Below are 10628 nucleotides of genomic sequence, written 5' to 3'. Positions count from 1 at the left end.
TCGTAGCGTGAAACGAGATCAAGAGCCTGTCCAATATGCATAAAAAAATCCGGAAACGGGTGAGCATTTCCGGATTCTTACACAGCCACAGGATCGGTCAACCGATCCTTAACTGATCGGCATTACCTCATGAAAGGCGGTTTTTTTATAGTTTGAGTCCGGGATTTGACCGTTCTGAGCCGTAAAGCTCGCCAAACTATTAAAAAAGCCGACTCATCGCTGAGCCGGCTTTTGCATTTTTTACGTTATTACAGACTTTCAGTGAAAGTACGGGCGATAACGTCGCGCTGCTGTTCCGGGGTGAGTGAGTTGAAACGCACCGCATAACCAGAAACACGGATTGTCAACTGCGGATATTTTTCTGGGTGCTCAACGGCATCCTGCAGCGTTTCGCGACGCAGCACGTTCACATTCAGGTGCTGACCGCCTTCCACACGGACTTCAGGTTTTACATCCACTGGGATTTCGCGATATTCAAACTGTCCCAGTTTGCTTACTGCAACCACTTCATCTTCCGCAAAGCCAGCTTTTGCACACACACAACGCGCTTCGCCTTTTTCGCTGTCGAGCAGCCAGAAAGAGTTAAGAAGTTCGTCGTTTGCTGCCTGAGTAATCTGAATACCAGTAATCATTTTATGTCTCCCCATGGGCTAATTTTTGCTGATTCTTTTGGGCCACATTCTGGCTCATTGGTAAAACCTTTGTTGCGCTGATGATCTATATACCAGTCCCACAGGACGCAAACTTTGATTTAAATCAAAATAATCCCCGCACCAACTGTGGTTACTTCATCATTTATTTGTTTTACATCAACTTAGCCGCAGCGCTTGAAATTAAAAAATTTGTAAATTTTCAACTTTTTTTGTGTGAGACCCTCGAACTGGTCATCGCAGATTTTGCTAGGAAGAAAGAAGCAGTTAAGCTATCAACATGACGATTCGCAGGAGAGCGACATGACCACCTCACTCACATGGCACGACGTGCTGGCCGAAGAAAAGCAGCAACCTTATTTCATTAATACGCTTAGCACCGTTGCTGCCGAACGTGCAGCAGGCGTTACAGTCTACCCACCGCAGAAAGATGTGTTTAACGCTTTTCGCTTCACGGAGCTTGGCGATGTGAAAGTGGTGATCCTTGGACAAGACCCCTACCATGGTCCCGGTCAGGCGCACGGTCTGGCTTTCTCTGTGCTTCCCGGCGTTGCTGTTCCTCCGTCGCTCGGCAATATGTACAAAGAGCTGCAAAACGATTTCCCGGATTTTGTGCGGCCGGATCATGGATATCTGGAAAGTTGGGCGCACCAGGGCGTGATGTTGCTCAATACGGTATTAACCGTTGAAGCCGGCAAAGCGCATTCACACGCTCGTCTGGGCTGGGAAACGTTCACCGATAAAGTGATTGAGCTAATTAATCAGCACCGTGAAGGGGTTGTGTTTCTCTTATGGGGATCGCACGCGCAGAAGAAAGGCAGCATTATCGACCGCAAACGCCATTATGTTTTGCAGGCCCCGCATCCTTCGCCACTTTCAGCTCATCGCGGGTTCCTGGGTTGCGGACATTTCGCTAAAACCAATGACTATCTGATTGAACGCAGACAGACGCCGATCGACTGGTCGCCAAAACTTCCGGGCCAGTAAGTATAAAAAAAGCCAGCTTACTTAAGCTGGCTTTTTATGGCGAAACAATAAGCTCATTTACGCTTTATTCTGACGCCACCACTCGGCGAGCAACACACCGGTTGCGACAGAAACATTCAGGCTTTCAACATTACCGGTGCCGTCGATTGCGATGCTCATATCCGCGTTATCGAACGTGGCTTCGGTTACACCTTCACGCTCCTGGCCCAGCACCAGCACCATTTTCTTTGGCAGCTCAGCTTTAAACAGCGGAGTGCCTTTGTGGCTGGAAGTGGTCACAATGGCGTAACCTGCTTTGCGGAATTGTTCAAGGCCGTCGGTAAACGTATCACCGCTAATAGCCTGAACATGCTCGGCGCCACCTTCTGCGGTACGCACCGCTGCGCCGGATTCCAGCAGCGAAGCATCCTGCACCAGCAGGCCTTTCACGCCGAAATGCGCACAGCTACGCATAATACCGCCAAGGTTATGCGGGTTGCCGACGTCTTCCAGCGCCAGAACACAATCGTCTTCGCCTGCTTTAGACAGCCAGCTCTGCACGCTAATCCCGCTGCGTTTTTTAATCAGGAAGCAAACACCGCCGTGGTGCTCAGTACCGGATGCTTTAGCCAGCTCCGCGTCGTCTACCACATGATAGGCTTTACGGTTTGCAGCCATCCAGCGCAGCGCTTCTTTGAAACGTGGCGTTACGCTCTGGATGAACCAGGCGCGTACGATACAATCCGGGCGGCTCTGGAACAGCGCCTGACAGGCGTTTTCACCGTAAACACGGGTCTCTTCCGCACGCTGACGGCGGATAATTTCCGGATCGACAAAGCTCTTACCGCTGATACCGCCGTGATCTGGCGTGGTTGACTCTTCAGCGCGTGGAGCGCGGGAAACCGTACGCCATGGCGAATCACCGCGGTCTTCACGATCGTCACTACGACTCCGCTCGCGCCCGGCGCCAGGTTTATCATCGCGACGCGGGCGACGTCCGCCCTCACCGCGTGACGGAGCTGTCGCACGCCCGCCACCTTTACCAGTACGCGGGTTTTGGCTGCGTTTTTCGCTGTCATCGTCACCGCGGACATACATCACTTTGACCTTGCCGCTTTTACCTTTTAAATCGTCGTTCATTCTTCTCTCCACCTGGCTGAGCGCGTGGCGCGCAGATTACCCGATGTAGCACCGCTTAGCCATTAACTTTGGTCAAAAGCTAATAACTATTGTATCCATCGAATAAATCGCTTTGTTGACACCAAATTAATCACCGATACTCTTTAACATATTAGAAACATCATCGGTTCTTCGCGCCGATCTCCTGACAACACACCTTTAGAGGTTAGTTATGAATACCGTTTGTGCCGCCTGTCAGGCAATTAATCGCATTCCTGACGACCGTATTGACGACGTTGCAAAATGTGGGCGCTGTGGCCACGAACTTTTTGATGGTGAAGTCGTCAACGCCACCAGCGAAACGCTGGATCAATTACTGAAAGACGATCTGCCGGTTGTAGTGGATTTCTGGGCGCCCTGGTGCGGACCATGCGTTAATTTCGCCCCTATTTTTGAAGATGTTGCTGAGGAACGTAGCGGCAAAATTCGTTTCGTTAAGGTCAATACTGAAGCAGAGCCCGCTTTGAGCGCGCGCTTCCGCATTCGCAGTATCCCAACCATCATGATCTTTAAGAAAGGCGAGATGGTGGATATGTTAAACGGGGCTATGCCGAAAGCGCCGTTTGACGGCTGGTTAAACGAAAACCTTTGACTCTTAAAGCGGAGCACGATTCTTGTGCTCCGTTTTGTTATCTACGTTAGAATAGCGTTTTTGCTTCCGTATCCCTGATGACCGAAAACGCTGTTCTTCTTCTTCGCGCTGAACGCCTGGCGCGCGCTACTCGTCCATTTCTTGCCCGTGGTAATCGCATTCGCCGCTGCCAGCGTTGCTTATTGCCGCTGAAGCTTTGCCTGTGCGATACCCTGCAACCGCAGCCTGCGCGTAGCCGCTTCTGCCTGATAATGTTTGATACGGAGCCGATGAAGCCAAGCAACACCGGGCGCCTGATTGCCGATATTCTTCCGGATACGGCAGCATTTCAGTGGTCACGCACTGAACCGCCTCAGGCGATGCTCGATTTAGTCGCCGATCCCCACTACCAACCGATGGTCGTTTTTCCTGCTTCCTATGCCGAAGAAGGCAGAACAGTGCTGACAAAGCCGCCTCTTACCGGCAAACCGCCGCTGTTTATCATGCTTGATGGAACCTGGACCGAAGCGCGCAAAATGTTTCGTAAAAGCCCGTGGCTCGATGCGTTGCCCGTTATCTCCGTAGATTTGAGCATCGCATCGGCTTACCGTCTGCGTGTGGCGAACGTTGACGGGCAATACTGCACCGCAGAAGTCGCAGCGGCACTTCTGGAACAGGCCGGAGACAAGCAAGCCTCCTTTGGCTTAACAGATCATTTCACGCTGTTCCGCGAGCGTTACCTGGCAGGTAAACCCCATCATCAGGGCAACGTCACAGCAGCGGAGCCAGAAAGCGTTTAAACTCACGTAGATATGTCTCAGGGGAGAGAGCAATGAGTCAACGTGGGCTGGAGGCGCTGCTGCGCCCCAAATCAATCGCCGTTATTGGCGCGTCAGCAAAAACCGATCGCGCCGGTTATCTGATGATGCGTAATTTGCTGGCCGGGGGATTTAATGGTCCCGTTATGCCGGTCACACCAAGCCATCAGGCTGTTTGCGGCGTGCTTGCCTGGCCTGATATCCCAAGCCTCCCTTTCCCGCCCGATCTTGCAGTTATCTGTACGCATTCAAAGCGCAACCTTGAGTTGCTGCAGGCTCTCGGTGAAAAGGGCTGTAAGGCGTGCATTATTCTCTCCGCGTCGCCCGACCAATTGCCTGAGCTGTTAGCCTGCGCAAACCGCTGGCAGATACGGTTACTTGGTCCAAATAGCCTGGGTTTGCTCGCCCCCTGGCAAGGTCTTAACGCCAGTTTCTCTCCGGTGCCTATACAGAAAGGCAAACTGGCCTTTATTTCACAATCCGCAGCCGTCTCCAACACGATTCTGGACTGGGCTCAGCAACGCGAAATGGGCTTCTCGTGGTTTATCGCGCTCGGCGATAGTCTGGATATAGACATAGATGAACTGCTTGATTATCTGGCTCGGGATACCAAGACCAGCGCGATACTGCTTTATCTTGAACACCTCAGCGATGCGCGTCGTTTTGTTTCCGCCGCGCGAAGCGCTTCCCGTAACAAACCCATTCTTGTTATTAAAAGCGGGCGTAGCGCTAAAGCGCAGGCTTTGCTAAAAACGCACCCCGGGCTGGATTCGGCCTGGGATGCGGCAATCCAACGCGCCGGTCTGCTGCGTGTGCAGGATACTCATGAACTGTTTTCTGCGGTAGAAACCCTGAGCCATATGCGTCCGCTTCGCGGCGAGAGATTAATGATTGTCAGTAACGGAGCCGCTCCCGCCGCACTCGCGCTGGACGAATTATGGCTGCGTAATGGCAAACTGGCCTCATTAAGTGATGAAACGCTGACGCAACTGCGGACTGTTTTGCCTGTTAGCGTCGAAAGCGGCAACCCTCTGGATTTGCGCGATGATGCCACGCCCGACCACTATCAGCGCGCTGTTAAAGTGCTGCTTGATAGCCAGGATCTCGATGCATTAATGATTATTCATGCTCCGAGCGCGGCGGCTCCCGGTACTGAAAGCGCGGCTACGCTCATCGAATTATTGCGTCTTCATCCACGCGGAAAATACGTCACGTTAATCACAAACTGGTGCGGAGAATTTTCATCTCAGGAAGCACGACGGCTGTTCAGCGAAGCGGGGATACCGACTTATCGCACTCCTGAAGGCACGGTGACGGCGTTCATGCATATGGTTGAATACCGCAGGAACCAGAAGCAATTGCGCGAAACGCCTGCCCTGCCGGCAAGCCTTGCGGCCAAAACCAGCGATGCGCATGAGCTTATTCAACAAGCTTTGCAGGACGGCGCGACATCGCTTGACACTCACGAAGTGCGGCCCATCTTGCAAGCATATGGGCTTAATACGCTGCCCACATGGATTGCCGGCGACAGCGCAGAAGCGGTGCATATTGCGGAACAAATTGGCTATCCGGTAGCCCTGAAGCTGCGATCGCCGGACATTCCGCACAAATCGGAAGTACAGGGCGTCATGCTTTATTTACGTACGGCCAACGAAGTGCAGCAGGCCGCAGACGCTATTATCGATCGCGTAAAAATGACCTGGCCGCAGGCCCGTATCCACGGTTTGTTAGTGCAAAGTATGGCAAACCGCGCAGGCGCTCAGGAACTGCGCATAGTGGTAGAACAGGATCCCGTATTCGGACCGTTGATTATGCTCGGCGAAGGAGGCATTGAGTGGCGGCCAGACCAGCAGGCTGTCGTCGCGCTACCGCCGCTCAATATGAATCTTGCCCGCTATCTGGTTATTCAGGCGATAAAGAGCGGCAAAATCCGAGGCCGCAGCGCGCTACGTCCGCTTGATATCCCCGGCATCAGTCAAATATTGGTGCAGGTTTCTAACCTGATTGTTGATTGTCCGGAGATCCATCGTCTGGATATCCATCCTTTACTGGCCTCGGGCAATGAATTCACCCTGCTTGATGTCACGCTACAGCTTGCGCCATTCGAGGGCGACCCCGATGCGCGACTTGCCGTACGTCCTTATCCCCACCAGTTGGAAGAAAAAGTTGTACTCAAGAACGGCGAGAGTTGTCTGTTCCGCCCGATTCTTCCTGAAGACGAACCTCAGCTTCAGCAGTTTATCTCCCAGGTCACCAGGGAAGATCTTTATTATCGTTATTTCAGCGAGATAAACGAATTTACCCATGAAGATTTAGCCAATATGACCCAGATCGACTACGATCGGGAAATGGCTTTTGTTGCAGTGCGTCGGCGGGAAGAGCGCGACGAAATTCTTGGCGTGACGCGAGCAATTTCCGATCCCGATAATATTGATGCCGAGTTCGCTGTGCTGGTGCGATCTGACTTAAAAGGGCTGGGGCTGGGCCGTCGGTTACTTGAAAAGCTAATCGCCTATACGGGCGATCACGGTCTTCAAAGGCTAAATGGCATTACTATGCCGAACAATCGGGGCATGGTTACGCTTGCCAGAAAACTGGGCTTTGAAGTCGACATACAGCTTGAAGATGGTATCGTTAGCCTGACTTTGCCTCTGGTAAAAAGCGCAGCTTCGTGAGTAAGGCACTGGAAAACATACTCACTTTGCGAGGCAGTAGTGGTATTATCAGCAAGTTCTGACGTCTGGATTTTGCAGAAGGCCATCCAATGAATAGAGAAGATATGCACTGTGATGTTGTCTAAATTTAAGCGTAATAAACATCAACAACACCTTGCCCAGTTACCAAAGCTTTCTCAGTCAGTTGATGATGTAGAGACCCTTTTCTCCCCTGCGGATTTCCGCGAAGCCTTGCTGCAAAAAATTGCCGGCGCAACGCGTCGTGTTTGTATTGTCTCGCTGTACCTTGAGCAAGACGATGGCGGTAACGGCATTCTTACCGCGCTCTATGAAGCAAAGCAAAAGCGCCCGGAAATTGAAGCAACGATTTTAGTCGACTGGCATCGCGCGCAGCGTGGCCGTATTGGCGTAGCCGCAACTAATACGAATGCCGACTGGTATCACCGCATGTCAGAGCAATATCCCGATGTGGATATTCCTGTCTATGGCGTACCCGTCAACACACGCGAAGCGCTGGGCGTATTGCATTTCAAAGGCTTCATCATTGATGACTGCGTTATCTACAGCGGCGCAAGCCTGAACGACGTTTATCTTCATCAACATGACAAGTACCGCTATGACCGCTATCAGGTCATCGGCAATTCACAGCTTGCGGATGTGATGTATGACTGGGTGAATCAGAATCTGATTCGCGGCCGGGCAGTAAATCGTCTTGATATTCAGGATCGCCCCCGGAGCCCGGAAATCAAAAACGATATCCGTCTGTTCCGCCAGGAGCTGCGCGATGCAACTTTTCATTTCCAGGGAAATGCTGACAACGAGCAGCTTTCGGTTACGCCGCTAGTTGGGCTTGGGAAATCCAGTTTACTCAATAAGACCATCTTCCACCTGATGCCCTGCACGGAACAGAAACTGGTTATCTGCACGCCTTATTTCAATCTACCAGCGGTGCTGGTGCGCAATATTATTCAGCTTCTTCGCGATGGCAAACAGGTAGAAATTATCGTTGGCGATAAAACCGCTAATGACTTTTATATTCCCGAAGATCAACCCTTTAAGATTATCGGAGCCCTGCCTTATTTATACGAAATAAACCTGCGCCGCTTCCTGAGCCGCCTGCAGTATTACGTAAACAGCGGGCAGTTGATCGTTCGCCTGTGGAAGGACGACGATAACAGCTATCACCTGAAAGGCATGTGGGTTGATGACGAGTGGATGCTGCTGACCGGCAATAACCTGAACCCACGAGCGTGGCGTCTGGATCTTGAAAATGCGATTTTGATCCACGATCCAAAGCAGGAGCTCGCCCCGCTTCGCCTTCGTGAACTGGAGCTGATCCGTACTCACACAACGGTGGTACAGCACTATCGCGATTTGCAAAGTATCGCCGAGTATCCGGTAAAAGTACGTAAGCTGATTCGCCGCTTACGCCGTATTCGAATCGATCGCCTGATAAGCCGTATTCTCTAATCCATCTATAATTAAGGCCCTGCTCTGCAGGGCTTTTTTATATGGGAGAGTGAAAATGCAAAGGATAATCTTACCGGCAGTATTGCTGTTAAGCGGTTGCAGCCATATGGCTCAGGATCGGTGGTATGCTCAGGACAAGGCACAACACTTTATGGCGTCAGCCATGCTCTCCGCAGCAGGCAATGAGTATGGTCAGCGGCAGGGTTGGAGTAACTCGCACGGCGCGAATTTTGGATTTCTCTTTGCTATGAGTTTGGGCGCATCGAAGGAATTATGGGACAGCCGTGCCGCCGGGAGCGGCTGGAGCTGGAAGGATCTCTCATGGGACATAGCCGGCGCAGCTACCGGCTATGCATTGTGGCAGTTAGCGGAGCATTAAAGCTTTATTCCTTTGCCCTTACGATGCAGCATCAAAGATACCAGGAAAGCCACCGCTCCCATTGCTGAAACGTACCAGAAAAATGCCGTCTCAATTCCCATTGATTTCAGCGAAAGCGCCACATATTCAGCAGAGCCGCCGAACAGCGCATTGGCAACAGCATAAGAAAGACCGACTCCCAGAGCCCTGACCTCCGGCGGGAACATTTCCGCCTTCAGGATCCCGCTGATCGAGGTATAAAAACTGACGATCAGCATTGCCAGCATAACCAGGCCAAAGGCGGCATAAGGCGAACTCACATTTTGTAGCGCGGTCAGGACAGGCACAGTCATTAAGGTTGCCAGAGCGCCGAAACAAAGCATCGATGTTCGACGACCAATTTTGTCTGATAGCGCGCCAAAGAGCGGCTGCACCAGCATAAAAATAAACAACGCGAAGGTCATCAAAGCACTGGCAACATTGGCGTGCATTCCGGCGGTGTTCACCAGATATTTCTGCATATAGGTGGTAAAAGTGTAAAAACTTAATGAACCAGCAGCAGTAAACCCAAGCACCATGACAAAAGCTCGACGGTTCTTCCATAGCCCGCCCAGCGTGCCGGCATCTTTGTGCTCCCGAGTGGACTTATCCGATGTTTCATCCAGGGAACGACGCAGATAAAGCGCGACCACGGCTAACACTGCACCAATGGCAAACGGAATTCTCCAGCCCCAGCTACGTAACTCCCCATCGTTTAAAACCTGCTGAAGCACAACCACGACCAGCAAAGCCAGAAGCTGGCCGCCAATAAGGGTGACATACTGAAATGACGCGTAAAATCCTTTACGTCCTTCAACTGCGACCTCACTCATATAGGTTGCGCTTGTGCCATATTCACCCCCAACGGATAACCCCTGGAATAAACGAGCCAGTAAGAGCAAAAGCGGAGCCCAGGTTCCAATAACGGCATATCCTGGCAGGCAGGCAATAACCAGAGAGCCGAAGCACATCATACAAACAGAGATAAGCATCGACGTTTTGCGCCCGTGCTTATCAGCGATATAACCAAACAGCCAGCCACCGATGGGGCGCATCAAAAATCCGGCAGCAAAAACGCCGGCGGTTTGAAGAAGCTGCGTGGTTGTATTACCTGAGGGGAAAAAGATATGTGCGAAATAAAGTGAACAGAATGAGTAGACGTAAAAATCGAACCATTCGACCAGGTTCCCTGATGAAGCTCCTACAATGGCCCAAATGCGGCGACGGGTGTCAATACCTGTAAGAGCAGCATTGCCTTCATGTGTTGTTACTGCTTCTGTCATTATCATTCTCTCCTGTTTTCCATAGCGGGCAAATCCCCGTCTTACAGTAAAGCAGGTCACACATTTGATGCGCGATTATTAATTATATGCTACTGATTTGTTAATAAATTCGTGATAAGCATTTGTGTTTGTTGCAAACTCAGAAAGATATTACGTCTGCACGGTGAAAATTTAGCCCCATTTCTTTTGATGTGCTTTTTTGCGATGAATATAGTCTTCATCAGTACATATCCGGTCCCAGAAATGCTTGAAGATGCTTGCGGCTTGCGCCTTCACAGGATCGTTTCCACGCGGTAATTCTTTACCCGCCGGATCGTATTTGCGGCCACCTTGATGGTTTGCATAGCGCCGTGCCCGTGTGTACCTTCACGCGCCGGCAAATAGTACTCCCGGGATAAAGAGTTTCTTTTAGCCTGGCAGAGGAAGAGTATTACGTAAATGAGCCGTGTCTGAGTAGATGTGAATAGTCATGCAGTTTGTAAATCGCAGACAGCAAAAAGCCCTGCACGGCGTGCAGGGCTTCTCACTTATTTGGAGCCTGGCAGTTCCCTACTCTCGCATGGGGAGACCCCACACTACCATCGGCGCTACGGCGTTTCACTTCTGAGTTCGGCATGGG

General features: G+C 51.4%; 9 protein-coding genes, 1 rRNA gene and 1 pseudogene. 6 read left to right on the top strand and 5 right to left on the bottom strand.

From position 1 onward, the window contains the following. Positions 1 to 248: 248 nt before the first annotated feature. Positions 249 to 632: an autonomous glycyl radical cofactor GrcA gene (gene grcA, locus MUA00_RS00400; protein WP_271121246.1), complete on the bottom strand. Its 384-nt coding sequence runs from the start codon at positions 630 to 632 to the stop codon at positions 249 to 251. A 321-nt stretch (positions 633 to 953) separates the two neighbouring features. On the opposite strand from grcA, the gene ung reads away from it, so the two are divergent. Next, positions 954 to 1637 carry a uracil-DNA glycosylase gene (gene ung / locus MUA00_RS00395; RefSeq protein ID WP_271121247.1) on the top strand — a complete coding sequence of 228 codons (684 nt, stop codon included), beginning with the start codon at positions 954 to 956 and terminating at the stop codon, positions 1635 to 1637. A gap of 57 nt (positions 1638 to 1694) precedes the next feature. Here ung and MUA00_RS00390 read toward each other — a convergent pair whose 3' ends face one another. Continuing rightward, positions 1695 to 2756 carry a tRNA/rRNA methyltransferase gene (locus MUA00_RS00390; RefSeq protein ID WP_271121248.1) on the bottom strand — a complete coding sequence of 354 codons (1062 nt, stop codon included), beginning with the start codon at positions 2754 to 2756 and terminating at the stop codon, positions 1695 to 1697. A 211-nt stretch (positions 2757 to 2967) separates the two neighbouring features. On the opposite strand from MUA00_RS00390, the gene trxC reads away from it, so the two are divergent. The 5 genes from trxC (at position 2968) to MUA00_RS00360 (ending at position 8708) form a co-directional block, all read left to right on the top strand. Continuing rightward, entirely contained in the window at positions 2968 to 3387 is a 420-nt protein-coding gene (gene trxC / locus MUA00_RS00385) for a thioredoxin TrxC (protein WP_271121249.1), read from the top strand. Positions 3388 to 3464: 77 nt separating this feature from the next. Then, positions 3465 to 4166, top strand: coding sequence for a tRNA-uridine aminocarboxypropyltransferase (locus MUA00_RS00380; RefSeq protein WP_271121250.1), 702 nt, complete (start codon positions 3465 to 3467; stop codon positions 4164 to 4166). Positions 4167 to 4198: 32 nt separating this feature from the next. Beyond that, entirely contained in the window at positions 4199 to 6859 is a 2661-nt protein-coding gene (locus tag MUA00_RS00375; protein ID WP_271121251.1) for a bifunctional acetate--CoA ligase family protein/GNAT family N-acetyltransferase, read from the top strand. A gap of 114 nt (positions 6860 to 6973) precedes the next feature. Continuing rightward, positions 6974 to 8329: a CDP-diacylglycerol--serine O-phosphatidyltransferase gene (gene pssA / locus MUA00_RS00365; RefSeq protein WP_271121254.1), complete on the top strand. Its 1356-nt coding sequence runs from the start codon at positions 6974 to 6976 to the stop codon at positions 8327 to 8329. 55 nt (positions 8330 to 8384) lie between these two features. Beyond that, the gene (locus MUA00_RS00360; RefSeq protein ID WP_271121252.1) at positions 8385 to 8708 is read left to right on the top strand and encodes a YfiM family lipoprotein; all 324 of its coding nucleotides are present in this window, start codon (positions 8385 to 8387) and stop codon (positions 8706 to 8708) included. On the opposite strand, the gene MUA00_RS00355 is transcribed toward MUA00_RS00360, so the two are convergent. The 3 genes and pseudogenes from MUA00_RS00355 to rrf all read right to left on the bottom strand — a co-directional run. After that, positions 8705 to 10009, bottom strand: coding sequence for an MFS transporter (locus MUA00_RS00355; protein ID WP_271121253.1), 1305 nt, complete (start codon positions 10007 to 10009; stop codon positions 8705 to 8707). The two genes, MUA00_RS00360 and MUA00_RS00355, sit on opposite strands and share 4 nt — an antisense overlap. Before the next feature lie 171 nt (positions 10010 to 10180). Then, a pseudogene (locus tag MUA00_RS00350) lies at positions 10181 to 10372 on the bottom strand (DUF4385 family protein); the annotation flags it as partial. A 173-nt stretch (positions 10373 to 10545) separates the two neighbouring features. After that, positions 10546 to 10628: ribosomal RNA gene (gene rrf / locus MUA00_RS21375) — 5S ribosomal RNA — on the bottom strand; the annotation flags it as partial.

This window comes from Dryocola boscaweniae (assembly GCF_025215095.1).
GTDB classification, from domain to species: Bacteria; Pseudomonadota; Gammaproteobacteria; order Enterobacterales; family Enterobacteriaceae; genus Dryocola; species Dryocola boscaweniae.
The sequence above is the reverse complement of the archived record's forward strand: the minus strand, read 5'-3'. Positions and strand labels throughout refer to the sequence as shown.